At 64.8% G+C, this 23082-nt stretch carries 22 protein-coding genes and 1 pseudogene; 13 read left to right on the forward strand and 10 right to left on the reverse strand.

Going from position 1 to position 23082, the window contains the following annotated elements; all coding sequences use genetic code 11:
- Positions 1-60 precede the first annotated feature (60 nt).
- Complete coding sequence (locus tag BMW26_RS14375) at positions 61-717, reverse strand: TetR/AcrR family transcriptional regulator (RefSeq protein WP_198032335.1); 657 nt, start codon at positions 715-717, stop codon at positions 61-63.
- Positions 718-798: 81 nt separating this feature from the next.
- Here BMW26_RS14375 and rraA point away from each other — a divergent pair, with 81 nt between their 5' ends.
- Entirely contained in the window at positions 799-1293 is a 495-nt protein-coding gene (gene rraA, locus BMW26_RS14380; RefSeq protein WP_072591828.1) for a ribonuclease E activity regulator RraA, read from the forward strand.
- Between the two features lie 47 nt (positions 1294-1340).
- On the opposite strand, the gene pcaC is transcribed toward rraA, so the two are convergent.
- Positions 1341-1754 (reverse strand): 4-carboxymuconolactone decarboxylase, encoded by a 414-nt coding sequence (gene pcaC / locus BMW26_RS14385; protein WP_072591829.1) that lies wholly within the window; start codon positions 1752-1754, stop codon positions 1341-1343.
- 35 nt (positions 1755-1789) lie between these two features.
- Positions 1790-2401 (reverse strand): TetR/AcrR family transcriptional regulator, encoded by a 612-nt coding sequence (locus BMW26_RS14390; RefSeq protein ID WP_198032336.1) that lies wholly within the window; start codon positions 2399-2401, stop codon positions 1790-1792.
- Positions 2402-2500: 99 nt separating this feature from the next.
- Between BMW26_RS14390 and BMW26_RS14395 the strand changes: the two genes are divergently transcribed.
- The 6 genes from BMW26_RS14395 to BMW26_RS14420 are packed head-to-tail and all read left to right on the forward strand — an operon-like array spanning position 2501 to position 9759.
- Positions 2501-3451, forward strand: a complete 951-nt coding sequence (locus tag BMW26_RS14395) for a fumarylacetoacetate hydrolase family protein (RefSeq protein ID WP_072591831.1) — start codon at positions 2501-2503, stop codon at positions 3449-3451.
- Positions 3451-4302 (forward strand): SDR family NAD(P)-dependent oxidoreductase, encoded by an 852-nt coding sequence (locus BMW26_RS14400; protein WP_072591832.1) that lies wholly within the window; start codon positions 3451-3453, stop codon positions 4300-4302. The genes BMW26_RS14395 and BMW26_RS14400 overlap by 1 nt, the downstream gene beginning before the upstream one ends.
- Positions 4299-5135, forward strand: a complete 837-nt coding sequence (locus tag BMW26_RS14405; protein WP_072591833.1) for an SDR family NAD(P)-dependent oxidoreductase — start codon at positions 4299-4301, stop codon at positions 5133-5135. Before BMW26_RS14400 ends, BMW26_RS14405 begins: the two co-directional genes overlap by 4 nt.
- Positions 5132-6937, forward strand: a complete 1806-nt coding sequence (locus BMW26_RS17490) for an SMP-30/gluconolactonase/LRE family protein (protein WP_083569384.1) — start codon at positions 5132-5134, stop codon at positions 6935-6937. The genes BMW26_RS14405 and BMW26_RS17490 overlap by 4 nt, the downstream gene beginning before the upstream one ends.
- On the forward strand, positions 6934-7833 hold the full coding sequence (locus BMW26_RS14415; protein ID WP_072591834.1) for an alpha/beta hydrolase fold domain-containing protein: 900 nt from the start codon (positions 6934-6936) through the stop codon (positions 7831-7833). The genes BMW26_RS17490 and BMW26_RS14415 overlap by 4 nt, the downstream gene beginning before the upstream one ends.
- Positions 7834-7869: 36 nt before the next feature.
- Complete coding sequence (locus BMW26_RS14420) at positions 7870-9759, forward strand: hypothetical protein (protein ID WP_157557446.1); 1890 nt, start codon at positions 7870-7872, stop codon at positions 9757-9759.
- 37 nt (positions 9760-9796) lie between these two features.
- Here the strand turns inward: BMW26_RS14420 and BMW26_RS14425 are convergent, their stop codons facing one another.
- Positions 9797-10660 carry an SDR family NAD(P)-dependent oxidoreductase gene (locus BMW26_RS14425; RefSeq protein ID WP_072591836.1) on the reverse strand — a complete coding sequence of 288 codons (864 nt, stop codon included), beginning with the start codon at positions 10658-10660 and terminating at the stop codon, positions 9797-9799.
- A gap of 123 nt (positions 10661-10783) precedes the next feature.
- On the opposite strand from BMW26_RS14425, the gene BMW26_RS14430 reads away from it, so the two are divergent.
- Positions 10784-12031 (forward strand): MFS transporter, encoded by a 1248-nt coding sequence (locus BMW26_RS14430; protein ID WP_072591837.1) that lies wholly within the window; start codon positions 10784-10786, stop codon positions 12029-12031.
- 37 nt (positions 12032-12068) lie between these two features.
- Here the strand turns inward: BMW26_RS14430 and BMW26_RS14435 are convergent, their stop codons facing one another.
- The 3 genes from BMW26_RS14435 to BMW26_RS14445 form a co-directional block, all read right to left on the reverse strand.
- The gene (locus tag BMW26_RS14435) at positions 12069-13208 is read right to left on the reverse strand and encodes a glycerate kinase (RefSeq protein WP_198032337.1); all 1140 of its coding nucleotides are present in this window, start codon (positions 13206-13208) and stop codon (positions 12069-12071) included.
- Positions 13205-14299 (reverse strand): tartrate dehydrogenase, encoded by a 1095-nt coding sequence (locus tag BMW26_RS14440; protein WP_072591838.1) that lies wholly within the window; start codon positions 14297-14299, stop codon positions 13205-13207. The genes BMW26_RS14435 and BMW26_RS14440 overlap by 4 nt, the downstream gene beginning before the upstream one ends.
- A 119-nt stretch (positions 14300-14418) precedes the next feature.
- Positions 14419-15315, reverse strand: coding sequence for a LysR family transcriptional regulator (locus BMW26_RS14445; protein ID WP_072591839.1), 897 nt, complete (start codon positions 15313-15315; stop codon positions 14419-14421).
- Positions 15316-15460: 145 nt separating this feature from the next.
- On the opposite strand from BMW26_RS14445, the gene BMW26_RS14450 reads away from it, so the two are divergent.
- Positions 15461-17092: an SLC13 family permease gene (locus BMW26_RS14450; protein WP_072591840.1), complete on the forward strand. Its 1632-nt coding sequence runs from the start codon at positions 15461-15463 to the stop codon at positions 17090-17092.
- 183 nt (positions 17093-17275) lie between these two features.
- On the opposite strand, the pseudogene BMW26_RS14455 reads toward BMW26_RS14450, so the two are convergent.
- Positions 17276-17788: pseudogene (locus BMW26_RS14455) on the reverse strand (orotidine 5'-phosphate decarboxylase / HUMPS family protein); the annotation flags it as partial.
- Between the two features lie 244 nt (positions 17789-18032).
- Positions 18033-19010 carry a LysR family transcriptional regulator gene (locus BMW26_RS14460; protein WP_198032338.1) on the reverse strand — a complete coding sequence of 326 codons (978 nt, stop codon included), beginning with the start codon at positions 19008-19010 and terminating at the stop codon, positions 18033-18035.
- Positions 19011-19082: 72 nt separating this feature from the next.
- Here BMW26_RS14460 and BMW26_RS14465 point away from each other — a divergent pair, with 72 nt between their 5' ends.
- Genes BMW26_RS14465 through BMW26_RS14480 form a run of 4 tightly spaced genes read left to right on the forward strand, consistent with a single transcriptional unit; the run spans position 19083 to position 22441 of the window.
- Entirely contained in the window at positions 19083-20267 is a 1185-nt protein-coding gene (locus BMW26_RS14465) for a cytochrome P450 (protein ID WP_072591843.1), read from the forward strand.
- A 16-nt stretch (positions 20268-20283) separates the two neighbouring features.
- Positions 20284-20742 (forward strand): flavodoxin domain-containing protein, encoded by a 459-nt coding sequence (locus BMW26_RS14470; protein WP_072591844.1) that lies wholly within the window; start codon positions 20284-20286, stop codon positions 20740-20742.
- Positions 20743-20768: 26 nt separating this feature from the next.
- Positions 20769-21236, forward strand: coding sequence for an HtaA domain-containing protein (locus BMW26_RS14475; protein ID WP_072591845.1), 468 nt, complete (start codon positions 20769-20771; stop codon positions 21234-21236).
- A gap of 17 nt (positions 21237-21253) precedes the next feature.
- Entirely contained in the window at positions 21254-22441 is a 1188-nt protein-coding gene (locus tag BMW26_RS14480; RefSeq protein WP_072591846.1) for an FAD-dependent oxidoreductase, read from the forward strand.
- Between the two features lie 9 nt (positions 22442-22450).
- On the opposite strand, the gene BMW26_RS14485 is transcribed toward BMW26_RS14480, so the two are convergent.
- Positions 22451-23032, reverse strand: a complete 582-nt coding sequence (locus tag BMW26_RS14485) for a TetR/AcrR family transcriptional regulator (RefSeq protein WP_072591847.1) — start codon at positions 23030-23032, stop codon at positions 22451-22453.
- Positions 23033-23082: the final 50 nt, after the last annotated feature.

Below are 23082 nucleotides of genomic sequence, written 5' to 3' on the forward strand. Positions count from 1 at the left end.
ACTGTGGTCTCTCGCGTCGAAGGTCGGAAGGGTCTGAATCAGAGGGCGACAGTCGCGCGGTTATGCACAGTGGCCCAGAGCGGCGAGACTCGTACGAACGATGTCCGCGCGCCATGCCGTGACTTCATCGAGTTGGTGGGCATTCAGTGCCAACACGCTGAGCGCGGCGAGTGCACCCACCACCTCGATATAGCGCGTCGGACTTGAAGACTCCGGAGTGACGCCGAAGGCACGGAACAACGGATCGGTGATGGCGGCGAAGACCGGCGTCCCGTTGTCGGCCCCGAGCGGAGTGCTGCCGCTGACGATGAGTGTGACCAGACCAGGCCGCGTGAGTGCGAGATCGACAAGAAGTTCGATGGCATATCGATCTCGCTCGTCACCCTGGGCGACGGGCAGGACGCGATCGATGATGCGCCCGAGCTCGCCGCGGCATTCGTCGACGGTCGCATCGAATATCGCTTGCTTGCTGGCGAAGTGGTGGATCAGTCCAGCTTTCGAGTACCCGGTTGCGTCGGCGATCGACTGCAACGACGTGCGGGCGAGACCGTGTCGAGCGAACACTGATGCCGCGGCGTCGATGACCATCGCCCTCGAGTGGCGGTTGCCCGCGCTTTTGACGGGCTCGGTCTGTGAGAAGTCCATACCGTCAGTATACCTACCATTTTGGTAGGCAAAGCTACCGGCTTGGTCGGTAGCGTTCTCAGAGATCTCCATTGCTTATGCGGACGTGAAGGCTCGCCGATCTTCACGCGCGGGCTGGCACTCAGTCACCTCGTCTCGGCTTAGCGTTGCATCATGACGACCACGACGGCCGATGTCTATGACGAACAGGGGCACGCCCTCGACTCACTCACCCTTCAGTTGCAGGGCTGCGGCGGAGTTGCAGCGTTCGACGGCCCCATCCGCACCATCCAATGCTTCCGAGACAACGCGCTCGTCAGACGAGTGCTCGCGACTCCGGGTGATGGATCGGTGCTCGTCATCGATGGAGGGGGTTCTCTCGAATCAGCTTTGGTGGGAGACGTGATAGCTGCATCAGCCGTCGCTCACGGATGGGGTGGTCTCGTCATCAATGGTGCGATCCGCGATCGCGCCATCATCGGAACCCTCTCGATCGGCGTGAAGGCCCTCGGCACCAACCCCGTTCGAAGCTCCAAGGAAGGTACGGGCGAGATCGATCTGCCCGTCACGTTCGGTGGCGTTCGCTTCATGCCCGGCGCCCACCTGTGGGCGGACGGCGACGGCGTACTCGTCGAGCGAATCGCAGGCGAGCGGCCCACCGCAGCGTGAGTCGGCCGTCCCGGGACGAGGTTCGCCCGACTGCACCCGACCAGGGACTAGCTCTGGGCAGGCTCTTCCACTCTTGGACTGTCAGCGATAGCCGCTTCAGCGAGACGGAAAGCCTCGAGCGCTGCAGGCATCCCCACATAGACAGCCGTTTGGAGCAGCACTTCCTGGATCTCTGAGACGGTCACGCCGTTCCGGAGAGCGCCACGAACATGCCCCTGCAATTCGTGACCACGGTTGAGTGCAGTCAGCATCGCGATGTTGATGAGGCTACGTTCGCGCCTGGCGAGCCCGGGGCGCGACCAGACCTCGCCCCACGCGTATTCGGTCACGAGCTCTTGGATGGGTCGCGCGAATTCGGACGCATCATCGAGCGAGCGCTGCACGTGTGCGTCGCCGAGCACTTCCCGGCGGATTCTGAGGCCGACGTCGTAGGTGTCGCGATGGCTGCTGTCGTTCGTCATCACTGGTCTCCGGACAGTTGGGCAGACGGCGCGGTCTATCGCGCTTCAGTGAGCGGGGCTATGCCGTGGAGGATGAAGTCGCGGTAGTGGCTGACGACAGTGGCACGCGGTACGTCCGGGTGATTGAGCCACCAGCGACCGAGCTGTTCACCCACGCCGCTGATCATGTAGGCGACGGCCTCGATCTGCTCTGACGAGACCGAGGACTGCATGTGCTCACCGATGTCCGCGATCCGCATGATCGTGGCCCGTCGCAGCGCCGTGAAGTGATCCGCCGTGCGCCCAGGGCCGGCGAGTGCGGGCGCGAACATGAGCGCCCACCGGCTCGGGGTGTTCTCCAACAGACTGAAGAAGATGTCTCCACCGCGCTCGAGGATCTCAGGCAGTGGGAGCCCGGCAGCGGCGGGCGCCGTGAGGTCGGTCAGCCGCGCCTCGAGTTCCGCCTGCGCGCGTTCCACCCCGCTCCGCAGGACCTGCTCCTTGCTGTCGAAGTGCGCGTAGACGACGGCGCGCGTCACACCGGCTGCGCGGGCGATGTCCTCCATCGTCGTCGGCTCGTACCCGACCTCCGAGAAGAGAGATTCCGCAGTGTCGAGCAGCTGGCCGCGGCGCTGCTCCTTGGTCAGACGACGACGAGGTGTGGACACGCCTGCCATGCTACGGGCACTTGTGATCGGCATATGGCAACTATACAGTGTGTGTAGTAACCTCGCTAGGTTCCTAGTCAACGATGCAGAGGAGTTCCGGTGAAGATCGGCATGGATGATGGTGCTCTCGTGGCCTTCGACGAGGCGGACGAAGAGTGGGTGCGCATCGGCACGTCTTGGGGTGATGACCTGCTCGCCTTCCTCGGCGACGGCGAGCCCGCAGTGAAGCGGGCACGGGAGATTCTTGCCGCAGACGATCGCGTGATCGGTGCGGCGCCGTCGGGCCTGCCGTTCCGGCCGGGCTCGCTGCGGGCGTTCGCGCTCTGGGAAAAGCACATGGTCGGTGGCGGGCACGGGATGATCGAACGTTTCGGCACACCGCTCGAGCGCAATGCCGTTCGCGTCTACGAGAAGCTCACCCGGAAGGTCTTCCCCGCCTTGCGGATGCCGGCGAACTACTTCAAGTACCCGCAGTACTACATGAGCAATCACCGCTCAGTACTGCCCGACCAGGCGGAGGTGCCCTGGCCGCGGCATGCCCGGGTGGTGGACTTCGAGCTGGAGATCGGCATCGTCGTCGGACAGGAAGTGCGTAACTGCACGCCTGCCGAAGGTGCTGCGGCCATTGCAGGCTTCACTGTCATGAACGACCTCAGTCTGCGTGACACGCAGTGGAGCGATACTCGCCAGGGGACATTCGGAGGAATCGTCAAATCGAAGACCTGGGCCGGCGCGATGGGAGCGATCATCGTCACGCCGGAGGAGATCCTCCCGCGCTGGGACCGTCTGACCGGCTCAGTCCGTGTCAATGGCGACCTGTGGGTCCGCGGTTCCACCGCAGGTTCGCAATGGGGTCCCGGCGATGCGCTCGCCTACGCGTCACGTGACGAGACCCTCTTCCCGGGCGACGTCCTCTCCACTGGCACCCTCCCCGGATGCTGTGGCCTGGAGCTTCGCCGCTTCCCCCGACCCGGTGATCGTGTCGATCTTGAGATCGAGAACATCGGCACGTTGACGACATTCCTCGGACAGAAAGAAGTTGCACGGTGATGGCACGAACCAGACGCCGCCCCCTTGTCGTAGTCACAGGCTGCGACTCCGGAATCGGCAAAGCCCTTGCGCTGGAGTTCAACAAGCGCGGCGCATCGGTGATCGCGACCGGGTTGGATACGGCAGCGATGAGCGACCTCGAACAGCAGGGCATGCGGGTCGTCCGACTCGACATCACCGATGACACGGAGATCGCCGGGCTGATGCGGTTGCTCGATGACGAGAAGCTGCACGTCGATTTCCTGGTCAACAACGCCGGCTACGGCGCCATGGGACCCACCCTCGAGATGCCGCCCGCTGACGTGCGTGCACAGTTCGGGGTGAACGTGTTCGGCACACTCGCGGTGACCCAGGCGATCGCAAACCGGATGGTGGAGCGTCGGTCGGGGCGCATCGTGACCATCGGCAGCACCGCCGGTGTGATGACGACTCCGTTCGCGGGGATCTACTGTGCGACCAAGACAGCCATCCATGCCGTCAACGACGCGCTGCGGATGGAGTTGTCTCCGTTCGGGATCGACGTGATCCGCATCGAGCCCAACCAGATTCGAACGGGGTTCGGTGACACCGCCGCCAAGGCCCTGGAGCGACGACTCGATTCAGGCTCCCGATACGAGAAGGTCCGTGATGCCGCCGTCGGCCGGGCCCGCGCCTCGCAGCATGAGGGCTCGATGCCTGCGGAGGATTTCGCGCGTATCGTCGTGCATGGCGTCACCCGCAAGAAGGCTCCGGTACGCCTGCGCGTCGGGAAGGAACTTTGGCCCTATCCGCTGTTCAAGCCGTTCCTGCCTTCCCGATTCATGGACCGCGTCCTGAGCGGCCGGTTCCAGCTGGATCGGCTCGCCTCATGAGCCGCTTCCCACTCGCGCAGCCGGACGCTGCCGCAGTCATCACCGGCGGAGCATCCGGGATCGGCGCCGCTACGGCCCTCGAGCTCGCCCGACGCGGCAGCCACATCGCATTGCTGGACCGTGACGAGCAGGGCCTGCAGCGGGTTGCTGAGCAGGTTCGTGCGCTCGGCGTCACGGCTTCGACGCATGTCGTAGATCTGTCCGACCCCGACAGCGTCACCCCTGTCCCTAATCAAGTCGCAGCAGAGCATGGCGGCGCGCACATCCTGGTCAACTGCGCCGGGGTGTCTCTGCTGGGCACGTTCGCTCAGCTCACGCTGGACGAGTTCGACTGGCTGCTGCGGGTCAACCTCTGGGGAACGATCGTCACGACGAAGCTCTTCCTTCCACACCTCTCCGCTCGGCGCGCGGCGCACATCTCGAACCTGTCCAGTGGGTACGGTCTTCTGGCCCCTCCCGGACGCGCCCCGTACGCCACTTCGAAGTTCGGGGTTCGCGGGTTCACGGAGTCGCTCCGCAACGAGATGGCTGGCGGCCCCGTGTCCGTCTCCGTCGTGCACCCCGGCGGTATCAAGACTCAGATCGCGATGAAGGCCCGGGTGGCGGCAGCCGTCGATCCAGCAGTGGCGAAGAAGGCCGCCGAGGCGCAGACGAATGCGTATCGGACCACGCCCGAAGATGCCGCTATCGCTATCGTGGCCGGAATCGAGAAACGACGAGGCCGTGTGCTGATCGGATCCGACGTTCGGGTTCTGGACGCGGTCGCTCGCCTGACTCCCGCCCATTACTGGCGCCTCATCGGTTCCAGCCTTTCCGCCGCCACACGCACATGAGCACCGAGAACTCTGTGACGTACCATCAGTCCACGCTGTTCCAACTGTGGTTTAGGCGAGACATCGACGAGGAGACCGCGCGAGCACACTGGCTGGGCACGCACGCGCAGCTGGTCGCGGTCACTCCCGGACTGTGGGAGTACAGACAGCACCACTTCGATTCCGGACCGGGCATCTGGCCAGCGGTCGAGGGTGTCGAGACCGAGATCCCTGAGTCGGAGCGAATGGATGGGTCGCCGGAGGCGACACTCGCCCACGCGCTGTCTCCCGTCCTGTCTGCATCGCAGAACCGGCGGGTCGCCGCAGACGAGGCGAACGCATTCCGCCGCACCGTGATGAACATCACAGCTCTTCGGGGCACCCAATGGATTCGCACCGGAGCAGGTATCGGCGCCAGAACTGTGATCTACCTGCGCAGCAGGTCCGGCGCTGCGGACCGTGGATTCGCCACGTTCGTCAACGACGTTCTCGCACCAGCGCTGGAAGCCGAGACCGGACTGCTCGAGATCCGCGTCGCGACTTACCAGCCGTGGAAGGAAGCGCTGTGGAACACACCGAATGTCGATCATTCGAATCCGCCAGGGCAGCAGTTCCACGGTTCACTCATTCTCGGAGCGGCAGACCGCGACGCTCTCTCATCAGCGTTGGTGAGGGTTTCGGCAGAACTGGGAGATGAGCTGCGAAGCCATCTGGCAGCGGTGCACGCGTACCCGGTGAGCAGGACCCACGTGTTCCGACAGGACGGCCGGATCACTCTGCCACGCGACAACATCTCGCCGCCTCGTCGTAAACAACGACTACGCCCGGAACGACTGACTCTCCCGCCCATCCCGCCCCGCAGCAGCGCGCGCACCGGCAGCACCCCGATGGGTCGTGGCCGGCTGCTGCCCCTTCCCGGCTCGGGACCCGAGCACGTGATCGCCACGCCCGATGGGCACCTGATCACAGGCTTGAAGGACGGGCGCATCGTTCTGGTCGATCCGGTCACCACGGCGACGTCGATCGTGGCGGACACGGGCGGCAGGCCGCTCGGCGTCACGCTGCTCGATTCGGAGACGTTGCTTGTGTGCGACGCTCACCGCGGGCTGCTCAGCATCTCTCTGGCTGACTCGCGGGTCACGGTGCTCGTCGAGGACATCGATGGCGTGCCGCTGCGGTTCTGCAGCAATGCCGCGACTGCCCCGGACGGATCGATCTGGTTTACTGAATCCACTCACCGATACGACTACGAGCAGTACCTCGGCGCGTTCTTCGAACGTGCCCCTACCGGCCGGGTCTTCCGTCGCGATGCCGACGGGTCCGTGGAGCTGGTCGCCGACCGGATGTACTTCCCCAACGGGATCGCCCTCACCCCGGACGGGTCGGCCATGCTCGTTGCTGAGACATCCGCAGCCCGGATCCAGCGCATTCCCGTGACCGGTGCCCGCGCCGGCGTGCCATCGATCGTCGCCGGAAACCTGCCGGGATATCCCGACAACCTCTCGGCGTTCGTGGACGGCCGGTCGTGGGTCGCGCTGGTCACACCGAGGAGTGCCACTCTGGAGCGTCTCGGATCCACGCCCGGCATCGTCCCGCGCACCCTCTGGAAGCTCCCTGACCGCCTGAGCGCCTCGGGCCCGACCAGCGCATGGATGTGGGCCATCGATGAGGAGGGAACGATGGTGCACGATATGCAGTCCTACGATGCCGGAGTCACGGACATCACCGGCGTCGCCGAACTCGATGGCACACTGTACGGTGTCAGCCCCGACAATGCAGCGATCTTCGCAGTCCGTGGGCCGAAGGAGGGCCGGGAATCATGACGTTCTTGATGCGCGCGGCAGGGAATCTTCTCGCCCTGCAGCCGAACCGGCTCCGAGACGCTGCGACGGCCAGTCGAATCGGACAGGCGGAGCGCAGAGACGCCCCGATTCCGAAACGTCTGGTCAGACAGCTCGAGATCGACGATCGAATCATCGCCGGACTGCGGGTTCGTATCCTTCGACCCCTCGCAGGCGGACACAACGCGACGATCATCTACCTGCACGGCGGCGCGTATGTCAATGCGATCGCAACCGCGCACTGGCACATCATCCGCGAACTCGTCGACCGTACCGGAGCCACCGTATGGGTGCCGTCGTATGAACTCGCGCCTGAAAGCCATGCGCAGGAGGCGTACCCGCCCCTCGAAGCGATCATCGCGGAAGCGTCTCATGCGGAGCACCCGCTGTACCTGGCGGGCGACTCTGCCGGGGGCGGACTCGCACTCGGGCTCGCCATCGCCGCCAGAGACCGCCCCGGGCCCCCGATCGCCGGAGTGTTCCTGTTCTCGCCCTGGGTGGATGTCACGATGGAAAATCCTGCTGCGCGTGTACTCGAGCGCGCCGATGTGATGCTGGGGGTCGACGGCCTGGCGTACTGGGGATCCCGATGGGCGGGCGCCTGGGGAGTCCAGCATCCCCTGGTCAGCCCCATCTTCGATCACCTGGGGGACCTGCCCCCCACACGCATCTACCAGGGCGAACGAGACCTGTTCCTCCCGGACGCCCAACGCCTCCATGACAAAGCCACCGCAGCGGGCAGTCCTTCTGTCCTCAAGACCTACCGGGACGGATTCCACGTGTTCGTAGGATTGACAGTCGCCCGCGAATCGCAAGACGTCTTCGCGGACATCGCCCGGACGATGCGACTCACGGGAGAGACGAGATCGCCGTCCTGATCGTGAGCTGTCGGGAACTGGCTAGGAGCCGAACGAATGAGCACTGAACCCCACGCGAACTCACGCCCGCGCCCACGCGGACGTCGCTTTCTGGATTCACTCCCCCGCCCCTCTCTTTCCCTCCTGGTCGCTGTCACGGCTGTCGTCGCTCTTACTGCGGCCGTGGGGATGCTCGCAGGTCTGAGCGATGTCACCATTTACATGGGGCTGGTCGCGCTGTACGTCGCCATGGGTGCGTTCGGCGGCACGCTCAAGGTGGACCTGTCCGTGGCCGCCTTGTTCTTCGTCGCGCTCGTTCTTTTCGTCGCCCTGCCTCTGCTGGTCTCGACCGTCTCGTTGTCTGCGGCGGCAGTGATGCTCATCATCGCCGTCGGGGTCTGCGGCATCCTCCCCGCGCTCGGCCGTCGCTACAACTCCGTGCGGCTCGGAATCGGCCTCATCACGGTGTACGCCTACGGTTATCACGCCACCCAGGGAATTAATTCCGTCGACATCATTCTGGGCACCTTCATCGCGTTCTTCATCGTCTTCGTCATCCGCCTCATCGCTGCTGTGCTGGATCGGGATGCCCCATTGCGGAACGCTGTGGCACGAGTGCTCACGGATCCGTCTCGGGGTGCTCTGGAAGATGCGGCCTTTGCTTGGCTCGCCGGGCCGTCCACGGTTTGGACCGGTGAGAGTCTCATCGGAGCAGTGCAGTATCGCGCCGCCATGTGGGCACTCGTCGAGCAGTCCGACGCGAGCTCACCCGACACCACGCACTCCCGAGCCCGCTTCATCGCCGAAGCGGCTCCCGTCGCGTCGATGCTCGCGGACACGATCCGTTCACGCAAGGATCTCGCGGCGCGGATCGCCGACGTACGTGCCCGGTTGAACGAACTCGACCAGCACGTGGACCTGGAGGGCATCGATCGCGGGACCGCGGAGGTCGCCGTCGCCGGACTCCGCCGCAGCGCAAACGCCTCTTTGGCGCGGGACGGGAGCAGCGTCCGCGCGGCCGGCCAGATCAGGCGCAGGGCCGCTCGAGCCTCAGTTCGCGCAGCTCTCTCCTTTCGATCCGACTACCTCCGCCAGGCGTTGCGGGCCATGATCGCAGTCGCTCTTGCCCTTCTGATCGTGACGTTCGCTGGACACCCCGTGTTCGCGCTGCCCATTCTGATGGGTGCCTACGGTGTGCTGCAGCCCACGTTCGTCGGCGGACTGGCCGAAGCTGGCCGACGTATCATCGGAGTCGTCGTCGGCGCAGCCGTCGCCACGCTGATCGTCCTCACCGCACCGCCGGCCATCGCGACCGCGATATCGATCCTCGCGCTGATCATCGCCTTCGCTTTCATCGCGTCCAGCATCGCGATCTTCATGGGCAGCCTTGTCGTGACCTTGACGATCGCCGTCGCTCCCCTCGTGCACGTCGACTCCGTCACTTACGCCATCGGCTACGCCATCGCCGTGCTCGTGGGCGCGCTGCTTGCAGCGACGGTCGGCTTTCTCTCTGTTCCTCATCGAACGTTGAAGACTCGTGGAAAAGCACTCACAGAGGCCCTGAATGCGACCGCCGATGTCCTCGACGCAGTCGGCCGACCGCCAGCCTCTGACATCCAGGAGCGTCTACTCGAGGCTTTCCGTACGCAACAGAACACCGCTGCGGCAGCGCCCCCAGCGGTCTGGCACGCAGACGACGAAGCATCCCAGGCGGTGACCGGATTGAACCTCCTCGCCCTCGCCATGGTGCTCGGCTTCGCGCCGCACTCCCGCACCGCCGAGAACACCGCGCGCAGCGTGACGCCCCTTCTGCGCGACGGCGCACGACAGCCCCTTCGCGCGGCGGCCGCCGAATCGCTGTCCGACGATGCACTCAACCAGTTGCTGACCGCAGAGTACGGGCGGCTTCATCATGCCGTACTCGCCCGCGCCGATCGCTCTCGGTGAACTGCCGACCCTCCTGAGAAGCGTTGACCGAATTGTGTCAGTCGTCGGCTCGAAGGACCGCAGCAGCGTTTCGGGTTCGCGTCGGGCGCAGACGTGCGAGCACCCGCAGGTTGCTGACCGGGAGCAGGCGCGCCACTACATCGGGAAGTTTCGCGGAGAAAGCTATCAACAGGCGCGGCCGGCGATGGCGGATCGCCCGCACGATATCGCGAGCCGCACTCTGCACGGGGTACGTCAGATTGCGGGCGTAGGTTTCGCGGGCGGCCGCGACGGCGTCGGCCGGGATAGCCGCAGCAACTCGAGCATTGGCGGCAATCTTGGTGCGCACCCCACCGGGAAAGATGGTCGTCACCGTCACACCGCTACCGGCCAGTTCGGCTCGTAGGACTTCAGAAAACCCGCGCAGGGCGAACTTGCTGGACACGTATGCGACGTGGCCGGGGGGCGCGATCAGTCCGTACACGCTCGACACGTTCGCGATGTGTCCGCCAGGCTTGCGCAACAGCGGGAGGAGCCCACGGCACAATGCGACGGGTGCAGCGAAGTTCACCCGCATCACCCAATCGAATTCCTGCTCGGTCAGGTCACTGAACGATCCTCCGATGGCGACGCCGGCGACGTTTACCAGCAGGTCTACAGAGGACGTGCGCGCCCGCACCTGTTCCAGGATCGTGGGCACACCGTCGTCACTGGCCAGATCGGCAGTGATGGTGTGCAACTTCTGGCCTGGACTGGAGCCCAGTTGCTGCGCGAGCACCGCCAACCCCTCAGAATCACGGTCGATGAGGAACAGGGTGCTACCCAGAGCCCACAAATCCCGCGCCACCTGCTCGGCCATGCCGCTGGCTGCGCCGGTGATGACGACGATGGCGCCCCCGAATTCGAACGGTGCAAGTTTCATGATCTCCCTCGATCATCTCAGTACTATACATAAAGTATAGTACTGAGACCGCGATCGTTCGCTCAAGCAACTGGCGACCGGCGCACCGCACTCCCGAGTACAACGTCGTAGCCAAGGAGAAGTATGAGCGCTGTCATCACCCCCTCGCTGAAGTCTCACCGCCAGGTGGGGATGGTACGGATCGGCCTCGGTCTGCTCCTCGGGACCATCGCCTACACCGCACCCATCAGCGCCGGAATATCCGTCCTGTTGCCCGCCCGCATCGCGCAGATGTTCCCGGACGATAAAGTCCAGATGCTCGCACTGCTGACGATCATCGCTTCCATCGTCTCGCTGGTCACCGTGGTCGCATTCGGAACGTTCTCCGACCTCACCCGCTCCCGGTTCGGCTCCCGCACCCCGTGGATCGTCGGAGGGGCCCTCGCGTCGGCGATCTTCGTGATCCCGGTCGCGCTCGTCGACGGCTACGCTGCCATGACATTCTGGTGGTGCCTCGTCGTCGCAGGCGTGAGTGCGACAGCTGCTGCTGTGGCCACGATTCTCCCTGAGCGCGTCCCGGTGTCGAAGCGGGCAACGCTCTCAGCCGTGGTCGGCGTCGCCGTCCTCGTCGGGACCGCCCTGGGCACGATAGTCGGGTCGCTGTTCGTCACCGACATGCAGGCGGGCTTCATCATCATCTGCGCCTCCGGACTCGTCATGGCCCTCGCATCGGCCGTCGTCGCGCCCGATACTCCCAACACCGGAGCCACCCGAGCTCGACCCCGCGTGCGAGTGATCCTGTCCACGATCCGCTTTCCCCGTCGCGCGCCCGACTTCTACTGGGCTCTCTGGGGCCGCCTCGCGCTCGTGATCGGCTACTTCATGGTGAACGGCTTCCAGTTCTACATCTTCACCGACTACCTGCACGTCAGCGAAGAAGCGGCAGCAGCTGCGCTCGGGCTGAACTCGATCATCTTCCTCGCCACCGCCCTCGTCGGTGCAGCAGTCACAGGCCCGGTCTCCGACCACTTCGGTCGGCGCAAGGCATTCGTGATCCTCGCCTCGGTGCTCGCCATCATCGCCGTAGCGATCCCCGCGATCATCCCCACGCAAGCCGGCATGATCGGGTTCGCGATCGTGGGCGGACTCGCGTTCGGCTCCTACTACGCCGTCGACGCAGCTCTCACATCCGAAGTGCTGCCAGACGTCGACACCCAGGGCCGAGACCTCGCGCTCCTGAACACTGCCAACACTGGCGGTCAAGCCATCGCCCCTGCCGCCAGCGCAGCACTCGTCGCCATCGGCATCGGATTCTTCCCCGTCTTCATCGGAGCCATCGTCTTCATGGGGATCGCCATCGCCTGCGTACCCCCGATCAAGTCGGTCCGATAGCAGTCAGGGCCAAGAACCGGGACGAGATCGCGCGGCTTCAGCGCGGGTGACCGGCGATGCGGGTGCCGACGAGCGTCAAGAGCTCCCGCGAGAGGGCCGAAGCAGAGCGGGTGTCGGCATCCGACATCGCGACCAGCGCGTGGACCTCACGAATGCCCAGGCGCTCGATTTCCTCGTCAGAGAGCTCGCTGCGACCTACTACCGCGATCACCGGGCGGCCATGTGCGCGGCGGGCGACAGCAGCGATCAGTTTCCCTTGGCCGGTCTGCGCGTCGAGGGAGCCCTCGCCCGTGACGATGACGTCGTTCTCTCTGACCAAGGCGTCGTAGTCGAGAAGGTCGAGGAAGAGATCTGCGCCCGAAACGAGCTCGCCGCCCAGAAGAGCGAGTGCGAACGCGATGCCTCCCGCACTGCCGGCACCGTCAGCGCCTGCGAGGTCCGCAGCATCAGGGCGGCCTGCCGCGCTCAGCAAGCCGACCAGGTGTGAGAGGTTGCGCTCGAGCATATCCACCTCAGCTTCGTCGGCACCCTTCTGCGGCGCGAAGACGGCCGCAGCTCCGACCGGCCCGAGAAGCGGATTGCGGACGTCGCAGGCTGCGACCAGTTCGACGTTGTGCAACGGGATGAGTCCGGTGACATCGAGGTGATCCACATCCCCGAGATTTCCGCCAGTGGGGGCGACCGGGACCCCGTCGCGGGTAAGGAACCGCACCCCGAGAGCCGACAGCATGCCCGCTCCGCCGTCTGTGGTGGCGCTGCCGCCAAGGGCGATGATGATGCGTGTCGCCCCCACGTCCAGCGCACTACGGATGGCGTCACCAACCCCACGGCTCGTGGTCCCGATCGCGTCTCGTCGGTCACCGAGCATCGCGAGCCCGCTCACCGCGGCCACCTCGACCACGGCCGTGGAGCCGTCGAACGCAATGACAGCGGCAACCTGCTGCCCATCAGGCCCGGTGACTTCGACCGGGATCGCGGTGAAGCCCGCGCGGATCGCGGCCGAGACGCTGCCGTCGCCTCCATCGGCGAGCGGCAGCGTCTGAACCCGCGGGGCGTCTGGAGCGCCGGATCCGCCAGGGGCGATGGCGATTCCCTCCGCGATCGCATCCGCGACCTCGGCCGCGGTGAGACAGCCCTTGAACTTATCCGGTGCGACGAGGACGCGCACCTGGTTCACCGGACGAGCGCCGGCCGGAGCGCCTCGACGATCGCATCGGTGATCTCATCGGTCGTCGCGGTCCCGCCGATGTCCCGCGTCAGGTGACCCGCGCCGGTCGTCGCCTCGATTGCGGACTCGACCTGTCGGGCCTGCTCATGAAGCCCGAAGTGATCGAGCATGAGCGCCGCACTGGCGATGGCACCGATCGGGTTCGAGATGCCGAGTCCGGCGATGTCGGGGGCGGAACCGTGCACGGGCTCGAACATGCTCGGGAATCGGCGCTCAGGGTTGAGATTCGCGCTGGCTGCCAGCCCCAGGCTTCCCGCCAGCGCGGAGCCCAGGTCGGAGAGGATGTCGGCGTTCAGATTCGAGGCAACGACGACCGACAGATCTTCGGGGCGGAGGACGAACTTGGCGCTCATGGCATCCACGAGCACGCTCTCGGTCTCGACGTCCGGGTAGTCCACCGCGACGCGCTTGAACACGTCGTCCCACAGGACCATTCCGAACTGTTGTGCGTTCGACTTGGTGACGCTGGACACCTTCTTGACCGCGCGCGTACGCGCCAGATCGAAGGCGAAGCGCATGATCCGCTCGCAACCCTTCTCGGTGAAGAGGGCCGTCTGGAGCGCGACCTCGTTGCCGGGCCCGCGTCCGCTCAGGTTGCGCCCGCCGAGCCCCGCGTACTCGCCTTCGCTGTTCTCACGGACAACGACCCAATCAAGGTCGGTCGTATCGGCCTTGCGGAGCGGACTCGTGACGCCGGGAAGGAACTTCACGGGGCGGACGTTCGCCCACTGGTCGAAGTTCTGGGTGATGTTCAGGCGCAGCCCCCACAGGCTGATGTGGTCCGGCACGTTCTCCCAGCCCACGGCGCCGAAGTAGATGGCGTCGAAGTCCTTGAGCTGGTCCAGACCATCGTCGGCCATCATCTTGCCGGTCTCGGCATAGTAGGCGCTTCCCCAGGGGAATTCGGTCCATTCGAACGTGAAGGCGCCGTCGGATGCGGCGGCGAGCGTGTCGAGCACTCGGCGCCCGGCGGCCACGACATCCTTGCCGACGCCGTCGGCGGGGATGGACGCGATTCTGAAGGTCTTCTCGGCAGCCATGGCTTCTCCTCGGTGAGAGTTCGGGACCGCGTCCTGCATCGCGCGGCCTCTTCATCCATTAGGGCGCACGGGCACTGATTAGTCCAAGACCGGGACTCTATTGCCCGGATAGGTTCAGCCTATGAGTCGCGGGCAGCAACATACTCCTGCGCGATCTCGAGGAATGCCGCGGCGGCTGGCGTCGGCGGCTCGGACCGCGCGACGGCGGCCACGTGCAACATCGAGACCGGCTCGATCGTGAGCGTGCGAAGCCCCGACAGTGCGGCCGAGCTCGCCCACGACGACGGCATGACGGCATGGCCAACGCCGCTGAGAACGAGTGGCAGGATCGATGTTCGATGTGCGACCTCGACGACCACAGCGACATCGACCCCCATAGCGAGGGTGTCATCCACCATCGACCGCATCAGCGAGCCACGGGGCGAGGCGATCAGGCGTGAGCCGTCCAACTCGGATGCGTCGACCGTCTGCCCTTCGGAGAAGTGATCGTCGGCGGGATTGACGATGAGAATGAGAGGCTGTTGCTCCAGCGGGATGGAGATGAGTCCCGGTGTCAGGGTTGGCGTGGACGTACCGACAAGCCCGATCTCGGCCGTGCCGCTGCGGACGGCGTCGATCACCTCCTCGGCGGCGAACGCGCCGTCTACATGAACCGTGAGCTCGGGATAGCGGCTACAGAACGCGGCGACCATGGACGTGAGCGGTTCTATCCCCGGGGACGGCATCGAACTGATGTCGACGTGACCGCTGCGTAGTCCTCGCACGGCACTCATGGCCGCGCCTGCGCTGTCCAACTCGCGGATGACCCGGCGCGCCGGTCCCACGAGTTTCTCGCCGGCCGGGCTCAGACGGGTCCTGCGACCCGACCGGTGGAACAACGTGACACCAAGCTCGCGCTCAAGCGCAGCAATCGACTGGGACAGAGACGGCTGCGCCACATGGACATGCTCGGCCGCCTTGCCGAACCCGCCGTGATCAACGATGGCGAGGAAGTATCCGAGCTGTCGCGCGTCCATAGTCGCCTTCCTTCACCTGGCAGACGACACTCGATGGTGGCAGCTATTCATAGGCGAAACCTATCAGGGCCAACGCATCTGCGTCTTGGACGTAGCCTTCGAGCGTGGGCAGAGTGGGCACGGACAACGACCGAAGGAGCTCGTTATGACATCCGTCAAAGATCCCGCAACTTCCCCGCGACCCGATCATTCACGCCCCCGCACTGATGTCAACAAGGTGCTGATGTCGGGCAAGACCTACCGCAGCCTGGGCCAGCAGACTCTCACTCCCGGCGAGCTGCGCTTCGAGCGAGGGCGACAGACGCTTGGCCTCTTCCTCGCGCCGGCGGTCGCCATCGTGATGTGGTTCGTTCCGCTCGGGATCGACCGCACACAGCAGGAGCTCGCCGCCGTGCTGCTGGCTGTGATCGTGCTGTGGCTGTGCGAGTCCGTACCGATTCCGGTCGCCGGACTGATGGGCATCGCCGGCATCGCGCTGACAGGCGTGGCTCCCGCCTCCGAGGTACTGGCGCCGCTGGGCTCGACGACGGTCCTCACTTTCATCGGTGCGTTCATCCTTGCCCAGGCAATGCTGAAGCACGGCGTCGCACGACGGCTCGCCTTCTTCGTCCTCTCGCTCCCCGGGGTGGGTAAATCGACGACCCGCATCATCATCGCCTTCGGTGTCATCACCTGCATCCTGTCAGCGTTCGTGTCGAACACTGCGACTGTCGCGATGCTGATGCCGACAGCACTCGGCATCCTCGCCGTGATCTCCGGGCTGATGCAGGAACGGGGGATCGTGAAATCCGACTTCGACCCCCTTCGACTACGCGTGGGAGCCGCGCTCATGCTCATGCTCGCCTATTCAGCGAGTGTCGGCGGGCTCATGACGCCGATCGGCGCACCGCCGAACCTCATCGGACGAGGCCTGATCGAGGAACTCACGGGCACCACCATCACCTTCGCGCAGTGGGCCATGGCCGCCGTGCCGATCACCTTCGGCATGTTCGTCGTGCTCGTCGTCGTCCTCCTCCTCCTGAATCGTCCCGAAGTGCGACGTATCGAAGGTGTCGAGGACTACGTCAAGCAGCAGCGTCTCGAACACGGACCCATCAGCCGCGCCGAATGGAACACCATCATCGCGTTCGCCCTGACGGTGATCCTGTGGTTCCTCCCCTCCCTGGTCGGGCTCTTCGCCGGCACCGAGTCGGAGGTCTACCTGTTCCTCGACGAGCGTTTGAACGAGGGCATCGTTGCGGTCGTCGGTGCAGCACTCCTGTTCGTGCTGCCGACGAACTGGCGTAAACGGAAGGCGACTCTGACCTGGTCAGACGCGGCCAGAATCGACTGGGGAACCATCCTCCTCTTCGGCACCGGAATCATCTTCGGTGCGATGCTCAGCGCCAGCGGACTTGCCGAAACCATCGGCGAAGGGCTGTTCAACACCTTCGGGGTCACGAGCGCACTCGCGCTGACAGCACTCGCTGTGGGCCTGGCGATCCTGATCTCGGAGACAACCAGCAATACGGCATCTGCTGCGGTCGTCGTGCCCATCGTCGTTCCACTCGCTGCTGCCGCAGGCGTTGATCCCGTTGTCCCTGCGCTCGCGGCGACATTCGCGGCCTCGTTCGGATTCATGCTCCCGGTCTCCACTCCGCAGAACGCAATCGTCTACGGCTCAGGTTGCGTCCCCATCACCAGGATGCTGCGCAGCGGCATCTCGTTCGACATCCTCGGAGGTCTGCTGATCGTCCTCCTGCTGCCGCTCACTGCCGCATGGGCAGGCATCGGATGACGACGTCGAGTGCGTTCGGAGTCTGCTTCATCGACGGCGCGCCTGCCCGCGATCAGATGGTGAGCGCGGTGATCGCCGGGGCAAGCTGCACCGAGCGTCACGCGAGGGCGCAGCAAGCGGGTCCGCATGGCGAGAGACCGCCATACGGACCCGCGGAGAGACCCTCAGTTCAGCTGTAGCGCGTCAGATGATCGCGGCGCGAAGCTCCGCGGCAGCGGCACCCACGTCGGGTGCACTGTAGATCGCGCTACCCGCAACGGCGATCTGAGCGCCGGGCTTCTGCACGGCCCCGATGCTCGCCGCGTTGACGCCGCCGGCGACGGAGAAGGGCACACCAGAGGCTTCGCCATCGCGCAGAAGCGTGTCGAAGGTGAAGCCGTCCTCGGCCTGCTCGTCGAGACCGGCGTGCATCTCGACGAATTCTGCACCCAGCTCGACGACCTCCTTCGCCCGTGCGGGCTTGTCCTTGACCCCGATGAGGTCGACGACGATTCCCTTGCCGTGCGCCTTCGCTGCCTTGACAGCTCCCGCGATGGTGCTGTCACCCGCGGTCCCGAGAACGGGCACGAGATCTGCACCGGCCGCGAAGGCGATGTCGGCCTCGAGCTCGCCGGCATCCATCGTCTTCAGGTCGGCGAAGACGATCTTGTCCGGGTGGGCGTCCTTGATCGCGGTCACCGCACTGAGACCTGAAGAAGACCGGTTGCCGATCTCGAGGCGAACTGGCTTCGCTCGCCCGCTGACTCCGGACCACACCGAGAGCGGGCGGCCCGAAGATCACCCACTCTCAGCGCAGCGACTCAGCATCAACCCTCGGATGAGCCATCGACCCCTCGGCGGTCACATCCGCCGAGCCGCAGCGGTCTGGCGGGCGCCGCGTGGCGCCGCCTGAAGTGAATGTACGGCGCGCAACTCCGCTGAGCCAACGAAGTGTTTCTGCCTATTCGGTCAAGTTCTCCTGCTGTGCGGGTCTCCACTGCTGGATATGGATGGTCTCGACCGCGAAGTCCACGAGCGCGCGGGCCCGGTCAGTTAGTCTCATCTGCCGCGGCCAGATGATCACAGCGGCTTCTGCGGAGAGTTCCGGGTGGATCGGCTTGGCGACGACCCGGCGACCTTCATAACTCACGTCGATGCTGGGTTTCTGGATCAGCAAGCTGTATCCGAACCCTCTGCCGACGAGAGACCGAACCAGTTCGAAGTTCGGGGTTCGATGTGCGATCTCCGGTTGCACACCTGCTCGAGTCAGCATGTCGAGCGTGTGGTCACCGCTCGGTGGGACGTCGAGAAGTATCAGTCGGTCTTCGCGAAGATCGTCGAGCGACACCGATTCATTCGCTGCCAGAGGATGCGCCGCCGGCAACAACACGTGAACCGACGTCTCATAGAGCAGCGCTTCGCTGATGTCTCCGGGCATATTGATGCGGTAAGCGATGATCACGTCCAGCTCGCCCGCTCGCAACCGAGGAAGCAGGTCTTTCATGGTTCCATCGACGATGCTGAGATCGACCTCCGGATGCCGCTCCGCGAAGCCCTGCATGAGCGATGGCAAGACCGTTGCGGCGAGGGTCGAGTAGCAACCGATCGCCACCGGTCCGCGCAGAACCCCCTCCCCATCACTGTCGCCGATACTGTGCTGCAGCTCGTTCGCGTCTCGCAGGAGCTCACCCGCTCGCTCGCGAAGGCGGAGTCCCGCCGGGGTCAGTGTGATCCCCCGTGCGCGATGGCGTACGCAGAGATGCGCATCGAGAGATGCCTCCAGCTCGCCGACGGCCAGCGACACAGCGTTGGACGTGACGTACATGGCTTCCGCAGCTCGAGCAAACGAGCCGTGATCAGCCGCCGCGCAGAACAACTCGAGTTGACGGAGGGTGATGCGAGTCCCGGCTCTCATGCGCAGCTCCAATGCGTTTTGCACGAACAAATGCTCAGTTGCGTTGAGCCTATCCGGGTTCGACAGTAGACGTATCAGCGACGAAGGAGTGCTCTGATGCCAATGAAGGCACCGACCGCGGACTGGATCGACACCGCACAGCTACTGGACGACCCCTACCCGGCGTACGCCCGGCTTCGGGCGGAGTCTCCCGTGGCCTATGTGCCGCGCCTCAACCGCTATTTCATCTCGGGGTATCGCGACTGTTTCGACATCGAGATGGATCAGGACACGTTCAGTTCGTACGAGCGGGCGGAGACGTCGACCATGTTGAGAACCATGGGCCGCCCCCTGCTCCGCAAGGACGACCCTCAGCACAAAGCGGAACGCAACGCGATGGCTCCCGCACTGCGACCCATCGCGGTGAAGAAGCACTGGAACAGCGCCTTCGAAGCCAACGCTCGTCGCCACCTGGACTCGCTGCGCGCCGCAGGGCCGGGCGCAGACCTCTTCCGACTGTTCGCGGTTCCGTATGCGGCAGACAACCTCAGCGCTGTCATCGGGCTCCACGACATCACACCCGAGCAGATGATGGATTGGTCTCACACCCTGATCCGTGGTATCGGCAACGTCACCGGCGATCCAGAGGTGTGGGCAGAGACCACACGCGTCTGTGCGGAGATCGACGGCGCCATCGACGCCGCTCTGTCCTCGTCGAGAGACACGGATGCGCTGACGCTCATCTCGCAGATGACGCAGGCGGGCACCTCCGACGAGGATCTGCGAGCGAACGTGAGACTGACCGTCTCCGGCGGAATGAACGAGCCGAGCCACGTCATCGCGAGCGCCGTCTGGTGTCTGAGCGCCTTCCCCGCTCAACGTGAGCTCGTCGAATCGGGGCAAAGCACCTGGCGCGATGTGTTCGAGGAGACGGCTCGCTTCCACTCCCCGGTCGGGATGTATCCTCGCCGCGTCACGCGCGACACGTCCGTCGGTGGCGTCGCGATCCCCCGAGATGCGACGGTCGCCGTGATTGTGGCGTCAGCGAATCGGGATTCCGCGCAGTTCGAGAATGCGGATCAGTTCGATCTGACCCGCGACGCCACTTCACATCTCGCTTTCGGCAACGGCACTCACATCTGTGCAGGCAATTGGGTCGCCCGGTCGATGATCGGCGACATCGCTCTTCCCCTTCTCTACGACGAGCTCCCCGATCTTCGAGCCATCGATCCCGACACGACCGACTACCACGGCTGGGTCTTCCGCGGAGCACGATCTCTGCCCGTGACCTGGACCCCCTGACGACGAAGGAGTCATCATGATCATCCATGTTCTTTTCGGAACGGAGAGCGGCAACGCTGAACTCGTCGCGAGCGACATCGCGGACGCTCTGCAGGACGAGCACGATGTTCACGTCGACGATCTGACGGATGCCGTGGACGACATCGGATCCGCCGACCTCACGCTCATCGTGTGCTCCACGCACGGCGAGGGCGATCTTCCGCAGAGCGCAGTGCCTTTCGTGGATGCGCTGCACGCTGATCGCCCGGACCTCACCGGCCTCACCTTCGCGATCCTCGGCCTCGGCGACAGTTCGTACCCCAATTACAGCAAGGGCAGCGAGCACGTCGAGGTGCTGCTCCGCGAGCTCGGGGCGAGCCGAATCGGCGAATACGGGCGACACGACGCCAATGGTCGATCGGACCCGTCTGATGTCGGTGTCGAGTGGGCCCGATCAGTGATCGAGACCCGGGCGCTCGTGAACAAGCACACCTGACTCTCGCGTGCTCATCGGAGGACATCATGTTGCTCGACACCGTCTTGACGTGGGGATTCAGAACGTCGTTCATTCGATATGTAGAACGAGATCCCCAGGGACGGATTCATCTGGACAACGGAGCGACCAGAGCAGGAGATCGCTTCACTTTTCCTGGAGCTTCGTCGCTCCGAGGTGGCGAAGAGCTGCGTTTCGCCGGCACCGTCGCGTTCGTCGCTCACTACGGGATGCTCTCGTTGCGCTTCGAAGACCCGCTGATCTCGCGCTCGGGAAGCTCCGCGTCGCTGTCCGTGACGGACACGGAGATCTCGACAGGGCGCCGCACCATCCTGGCACTCGAGGGGTCGCGCACCAGCGATGATGTGATCACCTTCGAATCCGCAGTTCTGACAGCTGATGGCGCCGAGCTCTTCCTTGACAGCTATCCGGCCGGCACACCCTTCGAGGTTCCGACGGTCACACGAGCCCCCGTTCGATCGGAGCGGGTGTCGTGATCCACGACGAACCGCGAATGCGGATAGCCATCGTCGGCTCCGGTCCGTCCGGATGCTACAGCGCTCAGGCGCTCCGACGCGCATACCCGACGGCCGAGATCTGCGTCTTCGATGCGCTCAAGACGCCGTACGGTCTCATCAGATACGGGGTGGCCGCCGACCATCAGGGCACCAAGGCGATCGTCCGACAGTTCGCCCGGCAGTTCGAGAGGGAGGACGTCAGATTCTTCGGCGGCATAGAGGTGGGCACGCACGTCTCTCTCGACCAGCTTCGCGCGGCTTTCGACATCGTCGTGCTCGCTCACGGCCTGCACGGCGACACACCGCTCGAGACCCCTGGAGCACGCGACGGCTCGGTCTATGGCGCTGGGCAAATCACCCGGCTCCTCAATGGGCATCCCGAGGAGTCCGGTCCCTCTCCCACGCTGGGCGCGTCACTCGCGATCATCGGTCACGGCAACGTCGCGATGGATCTGGGCCGCCTCCTCCTGAAGAGAGGAGAGGATTTCACGGGGACCGATATCGACGACGAGGCACATCATGCTCTCTCGTGCCATCTCGACACCATTCATCTCATCGGGCGCTCAGCGCCGACTGAGGCGAAGTTCGACATCAAGATGGCGAGTGAGATCCTCGACCTGCCCGGCGTCACGCACTCCTATCACGGGATCGGGGAAGACGACGGCGGCCCGAATTCGCCGCGACGGGAGCTGTTCTCCGCCGCTCCGCGCGACGTCGACAGACCGCGAGCACACGTGCACTGGTGGTTCCGCACGTCACCGGTGAGCGTCGAAAGAGAGGGAACGCAGATTGCCCTCGCCCTACGCACAGGCGAAGTCCAGAAGTCGACTGTCAGCGTCGACTCCATCATCTCGGCGATCGGCTTCTCGGCAGATGCGCGCCAACAGCTGTACCCCATCGATCCTGCAGCTCGAGAATCCGGCCGACTCGAACGCGGTCTGTACGTTGCGGGCTGGGCGCGTCGTGGGCCGCGCGGGACGATTCCCGACCAGCGAGCAGATGCTCGATCCCTCGCCGCTCTCATCTCCTCTGAACTCCCTCATCCCGCGGGTATGCCCGGGATCGAGGCACTCGCAGACGAGGTCGCGAACGCAAGCGATTATGCGGCCTGGCTTGAAATAGACAGGCTGGAGAGGGAGACGGCGATGCCGGGTCGAATCCGGAGCAAGAGTCGACGGGGCTGACTGCCACCGTCACACAGGCAGCGCCACTCCGTTCAGAGCCCCTGTCATGAGCTGGCGCAGCGTCTCCTCGTCGAGGGGACCGACGGCGAAGAGCAGCCGAAAATACAACGGGGAGTACAGCAGTTCGGCGATGACCTCCGGGTCGATATCGCGCCGCAATGCGCCCTCATCGACCGCGCGCTCGATCAGCGCCCGTGTGGCTGCTGCGCGCGACCGCCAGAATCGATCCTTGAACACTTCCATCGTGCTGCTGTCGTATTGGCACTCCGCCACCAGCTGAGCGATCAGCCTGCCCTCGTGACCGGAGTACACCTGAGCAAGAGACTCGATATGAACTCGCAGAGCATCGAGCGCCGGAATGTCCTCCCGAATGGGGGTGCGAGCGATGTGATTCTCGAGGAAGGTATCGATGATCACAGCTGCCTTGCTCGGCCACCATCGGTAGATCGTGGTCTTGCTCACGCCGGCCTCCCTCGCGATGCGCTCGATCGAGAGCTTCTGCACCGTGAGGGAGTCCGGGTGGTCGGCGTCCAACATCCGCATGGTCGCGTCGAGGATCGCCTGATGACTCTGTTCGCTTCGTATCGCCACGACAGAACTCTACGTGTTAGGCAATGCGATACGAGACGTATGCAACGCGC

This window comes from Microbacterium sp. 1.5R (assembly GCF_001889265.1).
In the GTDB taxonomy this organism is placed as follows: domain Bacteria; phylum Actinomycetota; class Actinomycetes; order Actinomycetales; family Microbacteriaceae; genus Microbacterium.